The organism is Streptomyces sp. AC550_RSS872 (genome assembly GCF_019049285.1).
Taxonomy (GTDB): Bacteria; Actinomycetota; Actinomycetes; order Streptomycetales; family Streptomycetaceae; genus Streptomyces.
This window is the reverse complement of sequence record NZ_JAGMUL010000169.1, coordinates 242,200-258,631: the sequence shown is the minus strand read 5'-3', so window position 1 is coordinate 258,631 and position 16,432 is coordinate 242,200. Positions and strand designations below refer to the sequence as shown.

Here is a 16,432-nt window from a genome sequence, read left to right as displayed (position 1 = left end):
GTGGGGGGCGGCTTGGGTTGTGCGGCGGCTGCGGCTTCGTGGGGCGGTTTGGGGGCCGCGCGAGGGTGTGTGGCGGCCGCGGGTTCGTCAGGGGCGCGGATCGGGAGTGCCGGGCAAGGATGTGCGGCGGCCACGGCCCGTCAGAGGCACGGATCGGGAGTGCCGGGCAAGGATGTGCGGCGGCCACGGCCCGCCAGAGGCACGGATCGGGAGTGCCGGGCAAGGATGTGCGGCGGCCACGGCCCGTCAGAGGCGCGGATCGGGGGTGCCGGGCAAGGGTGTGTGGCGGCCGCGGCCCGTCAGAGGCGCGGATCGAGGGTGCCGGGCAAGGATGTGCGGCAGCCACGGCCCGCCAGAGGCGCGGATCGAGGGTGCCGGGCAAGGATGTGCGGCAGCCACGGCCCGCCAGAGGCGCGGATCGAGGGTGCCGGGCAAGGATGTGCGGCAGCCACGGCCCGTCAGAGGCGCGGATCGAGGGTGCCGGGCAAGGATGTGCGGCGGCCACGGCCCGTCAGAGGCGCGGATCGGGAGTGCCGGGCAAGGGTGTGTGGCGGCCTCGGGCTCGTGGGGGCCTGTCGCGCAGTTCCCCGCGCCCCTGGGGGCACTTCCGCTCGGGCGGGCACCAGCTCAGCGGTCTGTCGCGCCCACGCGGCGGAGTCGCACGTCGATCGACACAGTCCCGCCGCCCCTGGGGGCACTCCACTCCCGTCGGCTACCAGGTTGGGGGGCTGGCGATGGAGCGGGAGAGTACGTCGTTCAGGACCTGGGCTGTTTGGGGGACGTCCAGTTGGGAGTTGTCGATGATGGGGAGGCCCGAGCCGTACCAGCCGGCCATGCGGCCGTGGATGCGGGCGACCTCCTCGTCGGTGAGGCGGCGGTTGCCCGAGCGTTCGGCGTTGCGCTCCAGGACGATCTCCAGGCCGGGGAGCAGGACGACCGGGAGCAGGCCGGGGCCCACGTGGCGCTTCCAGCCGCCGAGGCCGACCACCGGGCGGTCGGGGAAGACCGCGTCGTCGAGGATGCACGAGATGCCGTTGGCCAGGAAGTTGCGCGCGGCGAAGCCGCAGGTGCGGCGGGCGAGGCGGTACTGGGCCTCGGAGTGGTCGTTCCAGCCGGACTGGGGGTCGGCGAAGCCCGAGCGGACCCATTCGCGGACGTCGTCGAGGCTGATGTGGGCCGTGGGGACCCGGCGGTGGTCCGCCCAGTACTTGGCGACGCTCGTCTTGCCGGCCCCGGCCGGGCCGATGAGCAGGACCGCGAGGGTCGTGCCCGCCGGGTCGGGTGCCGTCGTGGTGGGTGGGGCGCTCGGCATACCGACGGGGCCGCCGGGCGGCAGCGGTACATGGCCCGTGGTCTCGGGTGTCGGCGGGACGTGGGCCTGCTGGGGCGCGGGCGGAACCGGTCCGGGGGGTGCGAAGCCCGGTGCGGGAGGCGGCGGGGGCACGGGAGCGGATCCCTGGTGCGGGGCCTGCGGGGCAGGGCCCTGATGCGTGCCCGGGTGGTGCGGACCCGGGTGTTGTGCGGCCGGCGTCCAGCCGTGCCCCGACTGATGGGGCGGCGGCAGCGGAGAACCCACTGCGTGCTGCATCCGGTGCCACTCCGTCTCGTCTTCCATGGCCATTGGCGCTGGCAGCAGGGTGTGAACCCCGCCCGCTACCGAACGGTACCGCCCCCGGCCGCCGTTTGGTGAACGGCCGGTGGCGGTCCGAAGTGCCCATCGCCACAGGCGAATCGGACGGAAGGGTGGTTCGCTGGACTTACTGGCCGACTTCGCCGTACGCGGCGAGCAGAACGGCCGGGTCCGGTCCCTCCAGGACGGTCGGCTTGGCCAGGCCGTCCAGGACGATGAAGCGCAGCAGGTTGCCGCGGGACTTCTTGTCCACCTTCATCGTCTCCAGCAGCTTGGGCCACTGGTCGTAGCGGTAGTGCAGTGGCAGGCCCACGGACTCGAGGATCGCGCGGTGCCGGTCGGCCGTCGCGTCGTCCAACCGCCCGGCGAGACGGCCGAGTTCGGCGGCGAAGTGCATGCCGACGGCGACCGCGGCGCCGTGCCGCCACTTGTAGCGCTCGTTCTTCTCGATCGCGTGACCGAGGGTGTGGCCGTAGTTGAGGATCTCCCGCAGGCCGGACTCCTTCAGGTCCGAGGAGACGACCTCGGCCTTGACCCGGATGGAGCGCTCGATCAGCTCGGCCGTGTGCGGGCCGGCCGGGGTGCGGGCGGCCTCGGGGTCGGACTCGATGAGCTCCAGGATCGCCGGGTCGGCGATGAAACCGGCCTTGATGATCTCGGCGAGCCCGGAGACGTAGTCGTTGACCGGCAGGGAGTCCAGCGCGGCCAGGTCGCAGAGCACACCGGCCGGCGGGTGGAAGGCGCCGACGAGGTTCTTGCCCTCGGCGGTGTTGATGCCGGTCTTGCCGCCGACGGCCGCGTCGACCATGGCGAGCACAGTGGTCGGTACGGCGATCCAGCGCACCCCGCGCAGCCAGGTCGCGGCCACGAACCCGGCGAGGTCGGTGGTCGCGCCGCCCCCGACGCCGACGACGACGTCGGTGCGGGTGAACCCGGACTGCCCGAGCGCCTTCCAGCAGTAGGCGGCGACCTCGGCAGTCTTGGCCTCCTCGGCATTGGGCACCTGGATGGCGACGGCCTCGTAGCCCTGCTCGGCGAGGTCGGCACGCAGCGCCTCGCCGGTCTCGGCCAGCGCCTCCGGGTGGACGACGGCGACCCGCTTGGCCTTGTCACCGATCAACGAGCCGAGCTCGCCCAGGAGTTGACGGCCCACCAGAACCTCGTAGGGCTCGTTGCCCGCGGTGCCGCCGACCTGAATCTTCGTAACATGGTTCGCCACAATGTCCTCCGGCCGGGGGCCCGGGGGTTGTCCCCCGGGAAATGCAGTCTTCAACTCCAGTGCGTCCAGGGCGGCTTGGGTCACTTCTTCGGGCGTACGGCCGTCGGTGGCCACAATCGCCGTGGCGACCCCCTCGTACAGATGACGGCGGGCCTCCATCAGCTCGCGCCACTGCTTGCGCGGGTTGACCGCGAGGAGCGGACGGGCCGCGTTGAGGCCGGTGCGCTTGACCGCCTCCTCGAGGTCCATCGACAGGTACGCCACCCGCTGCCCGGCCAGCAGCGCACGCGTGTCCTCGTCGAGGATCGCGCCGCCGCCGAGGGCCAGGACCCCGTCGTGCTCGGCGAGCGCCCGGTGCACGGCCTGCTTCTCGATCGCCCGGAAGGCGGCCTCACCCTCGTCGACGAAGATCTCGGCGATCGACCGGCCCTGCTCGGCCACGATGTCGTCGTCGGTGTCCCGGTAGACCACGCCGAGCCGCTCGGCCAGCAGCTGTCCTACGGTCGACTTGCCCACGCCCATCGGACCGACCAGGACGACCAGGGGTGCTGCGCTCACCGGATGGCCAGGTTGTCGAGGTACGACGTCACGTTACGGCGGGTCTCGGTCACCGAGTCGCCGCCGAACTTCTCCGCCACCGCGTCCGCGAGCACGAGGGCCACCATGGCCTCGGCGACGATGCCGGCGGCCGGGACCGCGGACACGTCGGAGCGCTGGTGGTGCGCCTGTGCGGCCTCGCCGGTGGTGACGTCCACCGTTTGCAGGGCCCGCGGCACGGTCGCGATCGGCTTCATCGCGGCACGGACCCGCAGCAGCTCACCGGTGGTGAGACCGCCTTCGGTACCACCGGAACGGCCGGAGACGCGACGGATGCCCTCGGGCGTGTTCACGATCTCGTCGTGCGCCTTCGAACCCGGGACCCGCGCCAGCTCGAAGCCGTCGCCGATCTCGACACCCTTGATCGCCTGGATGCCCATGAGCGCTCCCGCGAGACGGGCGTCCAGCTTGCGGTCCCAGTGCACATGCGAGCCGAGGCCCACGGGAACGCCGTACGCCAGGATCTCGACCACGCCACCGAGGGTGTCGCCGTCCTTGTGGGCCTGGTCGATCTCCGCGACCATCGCCTTCGACGCGTCGGCGTCCAGACAGCGCACGGGGTCCGCGTCCAGCTTCTCGACGTCGGCCGGCGTCGGGTACACACCCTGCGGCGCCTTCGCGGAGGCCAGCTCCACGACATGGCTGACGATCTCGATGCCGGCCGTCTCCTTCAGGTACGACCGGGCCACCGCGCCCAGCGCCACCCGGGCCGCCGTCTCACGGGCGGAGGCACGCTCCAGGATGGGCCGGGCCTCGTCGAAGCCGTACTTCTGCATTCCGGCGAGGTCGGCGTGGCCGGGACGGGGCCGGGTCAACGGTGCGTTGCGGGCCAGCCCCGCCAGGATCTCGGGGTCGATCGGGTCGGCCGCCATGACCTGTTCCCACTTCGGCCACTCGGTGTTGCCCACCATGATCGCGACCGGGGAACCGAGGCTGAGGCCGTGCCGGACGCCACCGAGGAAGGTGACCTCGTCGCGCTCGAACTTCATGCGCGCGCCGCGTCCATAACCGAGCCGGCGCCGGGCCAGGTGGTCCGCCACCATCTCCGTGGTGATCGGCACGCCGGCGGGAAGGCCCTCCAGCGTCGCCACGAGTGCGGGACCGTGGGACTCCCCCGCGGTCAGCCAGCGCAACCTGCTCAACGGTGCTCCTCAGTGCTCGCGCCCTGCGTACTGCCCTGCGTACGCGCGTCCTCGCGTACGGCGACGGCGCGACCAGGTGCGCGGCCCCGGCCCGCCACCTTCGATCCTCCCACGTCCGGGCCCGGTCCCCGGCCGCCGGTCCACCAAGCGGACGGCAGCACCGCGGCACCGGGCCCCGCAACGGATCACGCCGGGCCGTTGCCCTGACGCCGCTGCGGCGCGTACGCGCCGAGGAAATCGGCACCGCTCGGCTGCTGCGCCGGCTGCTGCGCGGCCTGCTGGGGAGCGTACGGCCCCAGGTAGTCGGCGCCCCGCCCCTGATCGTGCTGCGCCGTCACCGGGACGGGCTGCGCCGCGCGTGCCGCGCGCCGACGGTCGATCCTGCGCTTCAGCTTGAAGCCCCACGACCCGACGACGAGCAGCACGATCAGCACCAGCACAGGGATCTGCACCCAGTCCGGCATGAACTGCAGGACGGCCTGGAATATCTCGCTCTTGCCGGACGCCAACGGCACACCAGTGGACACGTCTGGCACTCCCCCTCGTTCTTCTCCGCCCCCTGCGGAACCCAGCGGATCCTAGCGGGCCGCGAGAGCGCGCTCCCCCGCGTTTCGCATGGCCTCGACGGGCGCGGGGGCACGGCCGGTCATCTGCTCCACCTGGAGCACCGCCTGGTGCACCAGCAGGTCGAGCCCGCTGACTACGGCTCCGCCGTACATGGACCAGCGCGCCGCGAGGGCGGTCGGCCAGGGGTCGTAGAGCACGTCGAACAGGGTGGCGGGGCGCTCCGGTACGGCCGCGGCGAGGGCGTCCGTCGTACCGGCCGGGGTGGTCGCGATCACCAGCGGAGCGCGCAGTGCCTGGTCCGCCTCGGCCCAGTCCGCCGTACGGATCTCGACGTCGAGGCGCTCGCCCCACTGCCGCATCTCGGCGGCGCGGGTCTCGCTGCGTACGTACGCCACGACCTCACCGGTGCAGACGCGCGCGAGAGCCGCCAGCGCGGAGGACGCCGTGGCGCCCGCGCCGAGGATGGCGGCCGAGTCGACCTGTTCGATGCCGCGCTCCCGCAGCGCGGCGACCATCCCGGGGATGTCGGTGTTGTCGCCGACGCGTCGGCCGTCCTCGCCGAGGACGACGGTGTTGACCGCCTCGACGGAGGCCGCGGTCTCGCTGATCTCGTCGAGCAGCGGGATGACGGCCCGTTTGAGCGGCATGGTCAACGACAAGCCGGCCCACTCCGGCCCGAGTTCCTTCAGGAACCCGGGCAGAGCGGCCTCGTCGATCTCGAACCGGTCGTACGACCAGTCCGTGAGCCCGAGCTCCTCGTAGGCGGCGCGGTGCAGCACCGGGGAGAGGGAGTGGGCGATGGGCGAACCGAGAACGGCGGCCCGGCGGGCGTCAGTTGCCCCTGCTCTCATTGAACTTGTCCTTGAGCTTCAGGAAATCGTCGTGGGTCTTGGCGAATTCTGTGTTGTTCACGCCGTCGGTCGCCACGAAGTAGTACCAACCCTGCTTTGTCGGATTCAGCGTCCCCTTCAGCGCACCCTCGCCCGGGTTTCCGATCGGGCCGGGCGGCAGACCCTTGTGGTAGTAGGTGTTGTACGGGTCCGGGTTGCTCTTGATCTCCGACTCGCTGATGTCGATGTTGCTCTGACCCTTCAGGTAATTGAAGGTCGAGTCGAACTGAAGGGCGCCGTAGGTCTCGGGGTTCGCGAGGTCGAGGCGGTTGTAGACCACCTCCGCCATCTTGCGGTAGTCGTCGTTGGTCTTGCCCTCGGCCTGGACGAGGCTGGCGACCGTGATGACCTGCAGCGGGTTGTCCAGCTTGAGTGCCTTGGCCTTGGCCTCCAGGTCGAGCGCCGCGTACTTGTCGGCGGCCTGGGTGACCATTTCCTTCAGGACCGCCTCCGGCTTCATGCCCTTGGCCGCGGGATAGGTGCCCGGATAGAGGAAGCCCTCCAGCGGGTCCTTGATCTCGCTGTTGCTGTTCGCCCAGCTCGGAAGTCCGAGGCTCTTGTATTTCTTGTCGGCGACCTTCTCGGTGGTGCCGGCCGACAATTCCAGCTGTTCGTCGATGGCCTTGTAGACAGCCAGATTTCGCTCGCCCGGCCTGACCAGCACGTTGTTCTGGCTCTCGGGGCTGAGCATCATCTCGACGGCGGCGGCCGCGGACATCTGCTTCTTCAGCAGGTAGGCGCCCGCCTGGATCTTGTCGCCGTCGGCGTTCTGCTGCTGGGCGGCGACGAACGCGTCGACGCTCTTCACGACGCCGGCCGCTTTCAGTCGCTGACCGATCTCGGATCCGAACGCGCCCTTGGGGATCTCGACGGTGACCGTCTCGCTCGTGCCGTCACCCGCGTAGTCCGGGGCGTCGCCGAAACGATCCTGGTAAAACTGATAGCCGAAATACCCGACTCCGGCGACACCTCCGCCGAAGATCAGCGCGACCACCAGACAGGCCATGCCGCTGCGCCGCTTCTTGGGCTTTCCGCCCCGGCCCTTGCGGTCACCGCGGCCCCGGCCGCCTCCCGACCCGTCGTCGGAGTCGTCTGTGTCATCGTCGCCGCCACCGGCGAAGAAGGCATGTTCGCCCTGGTCAGGGCCAGGATCCCAGTCGGTCTGGGGCGGTTCCGGCTCGGCCTGCCGACGGCTCGGCGGTTCCGGGGGCGGGTATGCCTCGGGCGTGCCGTAGTAGTCCTGCTGCTCACCGCCGTACGCCGCCGGCTGCTGCCCGTAGGGGTCCGCGGGGTCGGGGTACTGGACGTGTCCCTGGGCGCCGTTGGACCAGCCGTTGTGGTCGTACGACTGCTGGCCCTGGCCCGCGTACTGCTGCTGTTCGTACTGCTGGGAGTAGTGCTGGCCGTGCTCCGGGTACTGCTCACCCTGCTGCTGGTACTGCTGACCCTGCTCCTGGTACTGCTGCGCCTGACCGTATGCGGCCTGCTGGCCGTTGCCCCAGTCGCCGTAGTGCTGCGGCTGCTGCGGCTGCTCCGGATAGTGCTGCGGCTGGCCGCCGTAGGCAGCCTGCTGACCCGCTTGGGCCTGCTGCCCTTCCCATCCCCCGTCCCCGTACAACGGGTCCTCGGGATGCCACGGTTCGGAGCCTGGGCCCCGGCCATACTCAGTCATCGATCCCCTAGAGCCGCGAGGCGGCGGTGACGCGGCTGCTGAAGATCCGGTTCCCGTCCCGCCTCTCTTTGTGCGCCAGCTGTTCGAACACCGGCGCATCGCGCGGAACGTTACCGTATCGCGATCAGATAACCACTTCGACGCTCTCTCCGGGTGCTTTACCTGACACCCGTTCGGATTCGAGCGCCTGCTGCAAAATGATCACAGCGGCCGCCTGGTCGATCACCGACCGGCCCTTCTTCGACTTCACCCCCGAGGCACGCAGTCCCTGACTGGCCGTCACGGTTGTCATCCGCTCATCCACGAGCCTGACCGGTACGGGCGCGATCATGCGTGCCAGTTCCTGGGCGAAGCCCCGGACCTTGACCGCGGCCGGGCCCTCGCCCCCCTTGAGGGAGCGAGGCAGACCGACGACGACCTCGATCGGCTCGTACTCCTCGACGAGTTGCCTGAGGCGGCGGTGAGCTGCGGGGACGTCCCGGCCCGGGACCGTCTCCACCGGAGTGGCGAGGATCCCGTCGGGGTCGCACGAGGCGACGCCGATACGGGCGTCGCCGACGTCGATCGCGAGGCGACGGCCCCGGCGCATGCCCGGGCCGTCGCCACCTGCGGGTGTGCCGTCGCTCACTTGGCCGTTTCCGTCACGAGCCGCTCGACGGCGTCGACGGCCTCGCTGACGGCGGCCGGGTTCTGGCCGCCGCCCTGGGCGACGTCCGGCTTGCCGCCACCGCCGCCACCGAGGGTCTTGGCGGCCGTACGGACCAGGTCACCGGCCTTGAGGCCACGCTCGCGGGCGGCCTCGTTGGTGGCGATGACCGTGAGCGGCTTGCCGTTGTTGACCGTGAACAGGGCGACCACGGCGGCGCGTCCGCCCTGGATGCGGCCGCGCACGTCGAGGACCAGCTTGCGCAGGTCGTCGGCCGTGGTGCCGTCCGGGACCTGGCCGGTGACGACGGCGATGCCGCGGATGTCCTTGGCGGACTCGGCGAGACCGGCGGCGGCCTGGAGCACCTTCTCGGCGCGGAACTTCTCGATCTCCTTCTCGGCGTCCTTCAGCTTGCCGAGCATGGCGGAGACCTTCTCCGGGAGCTCCTCCGGACGGCCCTTGATCAGCTCCTGGAGCTGGGCGACGACCGTGTGCTCACGGGCGAGGAAGTTGTAAGCGTCTACGCCGACGAGGGCCTCGATACGGCGCACACCGGAGCCGATGGACGACTCGCCGAGCAGCTTGACCAGGCCGAGCTGCGCGGTGTTGTGGACGTGCGTGCCGCCGCACAGCTCCTTGGAGAAGTCGCCGATGGTCACGACGCGGACCCGCTCGCCGTACTTCTCGCCGAACTCGGCGATGGCGCCCTGCTTCTTGGCCTCGTCGATGCCCATGACCTCGGCGCGCACGTCGAGGTCGCGGGCGAGCACCTCGTTGATCTTCTGCTCGACGTCGGTCATCACGGCCGTCGGAACGGCGGACGGCGAACCGAAGTCGAAGCGGAAGCGGCCGGGCTGGTTCTCGGAACCGGCCTGGGCGGCCGTCGGGCCGAGGGCGTCGCGCAGGGCCTGGTGGGTGAGGTGCGTGGCGGAGTGGGCGCGGGCGATGGCCCGGCGGCGGAGCGAGTCGATGGAGGCGTGGGCCTTGGCACCGACGGTCACCTCGCCGACCTGGACGACGCCCTTGTGGACGTACACGCCCGGCACCGGCTTCTGGCAGTCACGGATCTCGATGACGGCACCGGTGTCGACCTTGATCCGGCCGGTGTCGCCGATCTGACCGCCGCCCTCGGCGTAGAACGGGGTGCGGTCGAGGACGATCTCGACCTCGTCGCCCTCGGTGGCGGCCGGGGAGGAGGCGCCGTCGACGAGGATGCCGACGATCGTGGACTCGCCCTCGGTGTCGCTGTAGCCGATGAAGTCGGTCTCGCCGACCTTGTCGGCGATCTCCCGGTAGGCGCCCGCGCCGGCGTGGCCGGTCTTCTTGGCCTGGGCGTCGGCCTTGGCGCGCTCCCGCTGCTCCTTCATCAGGCGCCGGAAGCCGTCCTCGTCCACGGACAGCCCCTGCTCGGCGGCCATCTCCAGGGTGAGGTCGATCGGGAAGCCCCAGGTGTCGTGGAGCAGGAACGCCTTGTCGCCGGCCAGCACCGTGGAGCCCGCGGCCTTGGTGTCGCTGACGGCCGTGTCGAGGATGTTGGTGCCGGCCTTCAGCGTCTTGAGGAAGGCGTTCTCCTCCGCGAGGGCGACCTTCTCGATGCGCTCGCGGTCGGTGACGAGCTCAGGGTACTGCTGGCCCATCATGCCGATGACGACGTCGATGAGGTCCTTGACGACCGGCCCGGTGGCGCCGAGCAGGCGCATGTTGCGGATGGCGCGGCGCATGATGCGGCGCAGCACGTAACCGCGGCCCTCGTTGCCGGGCGTCACGCCGTCGCCGATGAGCATCGTGGCCGTACGCATGTGGTCGGTGACCACGCGCAGGGACACGTCCGAGGCGTGGGCGTCGCCGTACGCGACACCCGTGAGCTCGGTGGCCTTCTTGATGACGGCCATGGAGGTGTCGATCTCGTACATGTTCTGCACGCCCTGCAGAATCATGGCGAGGCGCTCCAGGCCGAGGCCCGTGTCGATGTTCTTGCTCGGGAGCTCGCCGAGGATCTCGAAGTTGTCCTTGCCGGTGCCCTCGCCGCGCTCGTACTGCATGAAGACGAGGTTCCAGATCTCCACGTACCGCTCGTCGTTGACGGCGGGGCCGCCCTCGACGCCGAACTCGGGGCCGCGGTCGTAGTTGATCTCGGAGCAGGGGCCGCAGGGTCCGGGGACGCCCATGGACCAGTAGTTGTCCTTCATGCCGAGGCGCTGGATGCGTTCCTTCGGCACGCCGACGACCTCGTGCCAGATGCGCTCGGCCTCGTCGTCGTCCTTGTAGACGGTGATCCAGAGCTTCTCCGGCTCCAGGCCGTAACCACCCTTGTCCTGGGGGCTGGTGAGCAGCTCCCAGGCGTACTTGATGGCGCCTTCCTTGAAGTAGTCGCCGAAGGAGAAGTTGCCGCACATCTGGAAGAACGTGCCGTGCCGGGTGGTCTTGCCGACCTCTTCGATGTCCGGCGTGCGCACGCACTTCTGGACGCTGGTGGCGCGGTCGAAGGGCGGCTTGACCTCACCCAGGAAGTAGGGCTTGAAGGGCACCATGCCGGCCGGGACGAGGAGCAGAGTCGGGTCGTCCGCGATGAGCGACGCCGAAGGGACGACGGTGTGCCCGCGCTCCTCGAAGAAGCTCAGCCAGCGGCGGCGAATCTCGGCCGACTCCATCAGTGGTCCTCGTTTCGGTTGTACGAGTACGTCGTCCTGTCGACGTACTTCGGGTTGCTGCGGTTCTCGATGGCGGCGTACCGCCGGGGTGCGGGGAGTTCCTGGTCGACGGGGGCGTTGAGCCCGAGCGCGTCGCCCAGTTCCTCCTCGCGCTGGGCCATGTTGTCGCGGACGTCGAGCGCGAAGCCCACCGCGCGGTCCTTGAGACGGTGACCTGCCTCGATCGCCTTGTTCGTCGCGGTCGCGGCGAGGCTCTCGGGGGTCAGCTGCTTCAGCTTCCGGTTGACCTTGGTGGTGGCCCACACACCGGCGGCGACGCCCGTGGTGAACCAGAACGTACGGCGGAACATGCTGGGTCTCAGTCCCTCTTTCCGCGGAGGTTTCGCCTGCCCCGTCGCGCGACCGGAACCGTGCGGCCCACGATCACGGTACGCCGGGCCTCTTTGGCGGGCGCGTCGTCCTTGCGGCCGCCGAGGGCCCGGCGCACGCCGTAGCCGAAGGCCGCGACCTTGACGAGGGGGCCGCCGAAGGTGGAGGCGACGGTGGTCGACAGGGCGGAGGCGTTCGAGGTGACCTCCTGGACGTCGGAGGCGATCGCGTCGACCCGGTCGATCTGGGTCTGCGCGGACCGCACCGCCGTGGAGGCCTCTGCCAGGAGCGGGACGGCCTGGTCGGTCACGTCCGCGACGAGCTTGGTGGTCGCCTTGAGCGTCTGGGCCAGCCTCGCCAGCGCGACGGCGAGGAAGGAGACCAGAATCGCCCAGAAGACGGCCACCAGGATCCCGGCAACCTCTCCACCGGACACCTGGCACCTACTTCCTGCTCTTTCGAGAAAATCAATAGTGCACGCTGAGCCTATCGCGCTGGACGCAGCGCTTCGCACCGCATGACGAGCACGCGAAAGCCCGCCGCCTCGGCCACCCGGAAGGGCGGGGAGACGACGGGCTCAGGCGCAGAAGTCCTACGACCGTCGAAGGATCAACGGGCGTAGTACTCGACGACGAGCTGCTCGTCGCAGATCACCGGGATCTCCTTGCGGTTCGGCTCACGGTCCAGGCGGAACGCCAGGGCCTTGAGGTTCACCTGGAGGTAGCGCGGGGTCTCGCCCTCGGGGGCGAAGCCACCCTCACGGGCGATGGAGAAGAGGGTCTTCTCGCGGCTGCGCTCGCGGACCATCACGACGTCGTCGGGCTTGACGCGGAAGGACGGCTTGTCGACCTTCTGGCCGTTGACCTCGATGTGGCCGTGCACGACCATCTGACGGGCCTGGTAGATGGTGCGGGCGATGCCCGAACGCAGCACCAGGGCGTCGAGACGGCGCTCGAGCTCGATGATCAGGGCCTCACCGGTCTTGCCCTGAACCTTGGAGGCACGCTCGTAGGCGCGGACGAGCTGACGCTCGGACACGTCGTACTGCGCACGCAGACGCTGCTTCTCCAGCAGACGGACCTTGTAGTCCGAGTTCTGCTTGCGGCCACGGCCGTGCTCACCCGGCGGGTAGGGACGGGCCTCGAAGTACTTGACGGCCTTCGGGGTCAGCGCGATGCCGAGGGCACGCGACTTCTTGACCTTGGGGCGGGACTGGTTCGCCACGATCTCTCATTTCTCAGTGTTCGGCTTGTCAGGGTTGAGGGAGGTCGCATCCGCAGCCGGGGAAACCCTTCGCGCCCTGGTGGACGTGAGGGGCAGCCGCTCCCTGGTCTGGGCACATACGTGCAGCACGCGAGTGACCCACCGACCGGTCTCCCCCTGGGGCGAGTGGTGGTGGGTTGCCCGCGACACCATTCGAACGGTGCGCGACGCTCCTGGAACCCACTGGGGGTTCCGGCTGACCGTCCCGTTCTGACTGCACGGGACACAGCACTTCGAGGGATTCTACAGGCTGCTCAGGACCGCTTACGACCGAGGTGCTTCCTGGTCCACTCCACCGCGTCCGCGTAACGGGCCTCGGCGCCGTGCCGGGTGGGTTCGTAGTACTCGCGGTCCTTGATGGCGTCCGGGGCGTACTGCTGCTCGGCGATCCCCTCGGGCAGGTCGTGCGGATACACGTACCCCTGTGCGTGCCCGAGCTTGGCGGCTCCCTTGTAGTGCCCGTCCCGAAGATGCGGCGGGACAGGACCGGCCAGCCCCTTGCGTACGTCCTCCATGGCGGCGCCGATCGCCATGGTCGCGGCGTTGGACTTCGGGGCCAGGGCCAGGGCGATGGTGGCGTGGCTCAGGGTCAGCGCGGCCTCGGGGAAGCCGATCATGGCCACGGCCTGGGCGGCGGCGACGGCTATGGGGAGCGCGTGGGGATCCGCGAGGCCGATGTCCTCGCTGGCGGAGATCATCAGGCGGCGGGCGATGAAGCGCGGGTCCTCGCCGGCCTCGATCATGCGGGCCAGGTAGTGCAGGGCCGCGTCGACGTCGGAGCCCCTGATGGACTTGATGAGGGCGCTGGCCACGTCGTAGTGCTGGTCGCCGTCGCGGTCGTACTTCACGGCCGCGCGGTCGACCGTCTCCTCCAGCGTGGTGAGGGAGATCTCCGACTCACTCTTGTCCAGCGCGGCCCCGGCCGCGGCCTCCAGTGCGGTCAGGGCGCGGCGGGCGTCGCCGCCGGCGATCCTCAGCAGGTGTTCCTCGGTGTCCTCGGGGAGGCCGACGGCGTCCTTCAGGCCGCGCTCGTCGCTCAGCGCCCGCTTCAGCAGGCCCCTGATGTCGTCGTCGGTGAGGGGTTCGAGGGTGAGCAGGAGGGAGCGGGACAGCAGCGGGGAGATGACCGAGAAGTACGGGTTCTCGGTGGTCGCCGCGATCAGGGTGACCCAGCGGTTCTCGACGGCCGGGAGGAGGGAGTCCTGCTGGGCCTTGCTGAAGCGGTGGATCTCGTCGAGGAAGAGGACGGTCTCCTTGCCGTAGCCGCCGGTGGCGCGGCGGGCGCCGTCGATGACCGCGCGGACCTCCTTCACCCCGGCGGTGATGGCGGACAGCTCGACGAAGCGCTTGTTGGTGGCCTTGGAGACGACGTACGCCAGGGTGGTCTTGCCGGTGCCGGGCGGGCCCCAGAGGATCACCGAGGACGGTCCGGCGGGGCCGCCGCCGGACTCGCCGACGAGCCTGCGCAGGGGCGAGCCCGGCTTCAGCAGGTGCTGCTGGCCCACGACCTCGTCCAGGGTGCGCGGGCGCATGCGCACCGCCAGGGGACTCCCCGCGGGGTCCTTCTCCTGGCGTTCTTCTGCTGCGGCGGTGAACAGGTCGGGCTCCACGCAGGAAACCCTAAATCACCGCACTGACATCGGGCGCCGAGCGGGTCAGGCGGCCCAGAGCTGGCTGCCCCAGCGGGTCAGGATCAGCATGGCGATGACGCCGCAGTGGGTCACCGGGAGCACCCAGGTGAACTCGGCGAGGAAGTTCTTCAGCGGGCGTGGGGCGGGCAGGAAGCCGTTGCGGATGTTGAAGGAGGTCACGTACCAGAACATGGTGAGCGTGGCCGCCCAGGCCAGCGAGCACCACAGGCAGAGCGCGCCGATGTTGTAGAGCGACTGGTACATCAGCCAGGTGCAGAAGACGACGCCGAAGAGGGTGCCGAAGTTGAAGGTCAGCCAGTACCAGCGCGGGAAGCGGGCGCGGGCGAGCAGGCTCATGCCGACGCAGATGACGATGCCGTAGCAGACGAGGCCGAGCATGGGGTTGGGGAACCCGAAGACGGACGCCTGCTTGCTCTCCATGACGCTGCCGCAGGACACGATCGGGTTGAGACTGCAACCGGGTGTGAAGGTCGTCCCCGCGACCTTGGCCTCAAGGATCTTGAACTTGTCGATCGTGATGACCCACGCGGCGAGCAGTCCGGCCGCGCCGGTGATCACCAGCAGCAGAGCGAACGCACGGCTGCCGCCCAGCAGTTGCGGCGGCGCTTCGGCAGGCTCCCGCTCGGGCTCGGTGGAGACGTCCTTGACTGTCGTCTTGCTCATCACGCCGATTCCGTCACTTGAGAGTTGGGCCTTCTCCGGGCACGGCACATTGTGCCGTACGCACCCGCGTGTCCGCCGTTCGTGGGGCATAAGCAAAAGCCCGCGAGTGGGTAGAGGCAACCGGTTCAGGACACCCGCCGAACTGCGAGGGGCGGGGACCGACCGGCCCCCGCTCCTCGGATCTCAGTGCCCGGAAATCAGCCCAGTCGGGCTTCCAGCTCCGCCACGATCTCGTTGACGCCGACGGCCGCCTGCTCACCGGACTCCATGTCCTTCAGCTGGACGACGCCGTCGGCGAGGTCGCGTTCGCCGGCCACGATCGTGTAGCGGGCGCCGCTGCGGTTGGCGTTCTTCATGGCGCCCTTGAGGCCCTTGGCGCCGTAGGAGAAGTCCGCCGCGATGCCGACCTTGCGCAGCTCGGTGACCTTGGCGAACAGCACGCGCCGGGCCTCCTCGCCGAGCGGTACCGCGAACACGCTGGTCGTCGAGGGGAGTTCGAGGTCGACGCCCTCCGCCTCCAGGGCCAGCACCGTGCGGTCGACGCCGAGGGCCCAGCCTACGGACGGCAGCGCGGGGCCGCCGATCATCTCGGACAGGCCGTCGTAACGGCCGCCACCGCCCACCGCGGACTGCGAGCCCAGACCGTCGTGGACGAACTCGAAGGTCGTACGCGTGTAGTAGTCCAGGCCGCGCACCAGCTTCGGGTCGTCCTCGAAGGAGACGCCCGCTGCCGTGATCAGCTCACGGACCTCCTCGTGGTACGTCTTGCAGGCGTCGCAGAGGTAGTCGCGCAGGAGCGGGGCGTCACCCAGCTGCTTCTGGACCGACTCGCGCTTGTCGTCGAGGACGCGCAGCGGGTTGATCTCCGCCCGGCGCAGGGTGTCCTCGTCCAGGTCCAGGCCGCGCAGGAAGTCCTGGAGCGCGGCCCGGTAGACCGGGCGGCACTCCTGGTCGCCCAGGCTGTTCAGCAGGATCCGGAAGTTGGTCAGGCCCAGCGAGCGGTACGCCTGGTCGGCCAGGATGATCAGCTCGGCGTCGAGCGCCGGGTCCTCGGCACCGATCGCCTCGGCACCGACCTGGGAGAAGTGCCGGTAACGGCCCTTCTGGGGGCGCTCGTAGCGGTAGTACGAGCCCGAGTACCAGAGCTTGACCGGGAGGTTGCCCGCCTTGTGCAGGTTGGCCTCCAGCGCGGCGCGCAGGACGGAGGCCGTGCCCTCGGGGCGCAGGGCGAGCTTGTCACCGCCCTTGGTCTCGAAGGCGTACATCTCCTTGGTCACGATGTCCGTCGACTCGCCGACACCGCGCGCGAAGAGCTCGACGTTCTCGAAGCCGGGCGTCTCGATGTAGCCGTAGCCGGAGTTGCGCAGCGGGGCGGCGATCGCCTCACGGACCGCAAGGTACTTGGCGCTGTCCGGCGGGATCAGGTCGTACGTGCCCTTGGGGGCCTTGAAGGTGCTCACGGGAAGTCTCT

14 protein-coding genes are annotated in these 16,432 nt (G+C 70.0%); all 14 read right to left on the bottom strand.

Going from position 1 to position 16,432, the window contains the following annotated elements; genetic code table 11:
- Nucleotides 1-712 precede the first annotated feature (712 nt).
- The 14 genes from KUM44_RS39450 to hisS all read right to left on the bottom strand — a co-directional run bounded on the left by KUM44_RS39450 (nt 713) and on the right by hisS (nt 16,421).
- Nucleotides 713-1,588 carry a Pro-rich N-terminal domain-containing protein gene (locus KUM44_RS39450; protein WP_217214568.1) on the bottom strand — a complete coding sequence of 292 codons (876 nt, stop codon included), beginning with the start codon at nt 1,586-1,588 and terminating at the stop codon, nt 713-715.
- Nucleotides 1,589-1,757: 169 nt separating this feature from the next.
- Nucleotides 1,758-3,371: a 3-dehydroquinate synthase gene (gene aroB / locus KUM44_RS39445; protein WP_217214589.1), complete on the bottom strand. Its 1,614-nt coding sequence runs from the start codon at nt 3,369-3,371 to the stop codon at nt 1,758-1,760.
- A 32-nt stretch (nt 3,372-3,403) separates the two neighbouring features.
- Nucleotides 3,404-4,588, bottom strand: coding sequence for a chorismate synthase (gene aroC, locus KUM44_RS39440; RefSeq protein ID WP_217214567.1), 1,185 nt, complete (start codon nt 4,586-4,588; stop codon nt 3,404-3,406).
- 185 nt (nt 4,589-4,773) lie between these two features.
- Nucleotides 4,774-5,115: a hypothetical protein gene (locus KUM44_RS39435; RefSeq protein ID WP_217214566.1), complete on the bottom strand. Its 342-nt coding sequence runs from the start codon at nt 5,113-5,115 to the stop codon at nt 4,774-4,776.
- 51 nt (nt 5,116-5,166) lie between these two features.
- Nucleotides 5,167-6,006 carry a shikimate dehydrogenase gene (locus tag KUM44_RS39430; RefSeq protein ID WP_217214565.1) on the bottom strand — a complete coding sequence of 280 codons (840 nt, stop codon included), beginning with the start codon at nt 6,004-6,006 and terminating at the stop codon, nt 5,167-5,169.
- Nucleotides 5,987-7,717 carry an endolytic transglycosylase MltG gene (gene mltG, locus KUM44_RS39425; protein WP_217214564.1) on the bottom strand — a complete coding sequence of 577 codons (1,731 nt, stop codon included), beginning with the start codon at nt 7,715-7,717 and terminating at the stop codon, nt 5,987-5,989. The genes KUM44_RS39430 and mltG overlap by 20 nt, the downstream gene beginning before the upstream one ends.
- Nucleotides 7,718-7,841: 124 nt before the next feature.
- Nucleotides 7,842-8,306 (bottom strand): Holliday junction resolvase RuvX, encoded by a 465-nt coding sequence (gene ruvX, locus KUM44_RS39420; RefSeq protein WP_217214588.1) that lies wholly within the window; start codon nt 8,304-8,306, stop codon nt 7,842-7,844.
- Between the two features lie 35 nt (nt 8,307-8,341).
- Nucleotides 8,342-11,014, bottom strand: a complete 2,673-nt coding sequence (gene alaS / locus KUM44_RS39415; RefSeq protein ID WP_217214563.1) for an alanine--tRNA ligase — start codon at nt 11,012-11,014, stop codon at nt 8,342-8,344.
- Nucleotides 11,014-11,364 (bottom strand): hypothetical protein, encoded by a 351-nt coding sequence (locus tag KUM44_RS39410; protein WP_217214562.1) that lies wholly within the window; start codon nt 11,362-11,364, stop codon nt 11,014-11,016. The genes alaS and KUM44_RS39410 overlap by 1 nt, the downstream gene beginning before the upstream one ends.
- 8 nt (nt 11,365-11,372) lie before the next feature.
- Nucleotides 11,373-11,819: a DUF948 domain-containing protein gene (locus tag KUM44_RS39405; RefSeq protein WP_217214561.1), complete on the bottom strand. Its 447-nt coding sequence runs from the start codon at nt 11,817-11,819 to the stop codon at nt 11,373-11,375.
- A 173-nt stretch (nt 11,820-11,992) separates the two neighbouring features.
- Complete coding sequence (gene rpsD, locus KUM44_RS39400; protein ID WP_062674288.1) at nt 11,993-12,607, bottom strand: 30S ribosomal protein S4; 615 nt, start codon at nt 12,605-12,607, stop codon at nt 11,993-11,995.
- Between the two features lie 293 nt (nt 12,608-12,900).
- A complete protein-coding gene (locus KUM44_RS39395; protein WP_217214560.1) occupies nt 12,901-14,256 on the bottom strand; it encodes a replication-associated recombination protein A in 1,356 nt (451 codons plus the stop codon).
- Nucleotides 14,257-14,301: 45 nt separating this feature from the next.
- Nucleotides 14,302-14,961 (bottom strand): vitamin K epoxide reductase family protein, encoded by a 660-nt coding sequence (locus KUM44_RS39390; RefSeq protein ID WP_217214559.1) that lies wholly within the window; start codon nt 14,959-14,961, stop codon nt 14,302-14,304.
- 197 nt (nt 14,962-15,158) lie between these two features.
- A complete protein-coding gene (gene hisS / locus KUM44_RS39385) occupies nt 15,159-16,421 on the bottom strand; it encodes a histidine--tRNA ligase (protein WP_217214558.1) in 1,263 nt (420 codons plus the stop codon).
- Between the last annotated feature and the right edge of the window lie 11 nt (nt 16,422-16,432).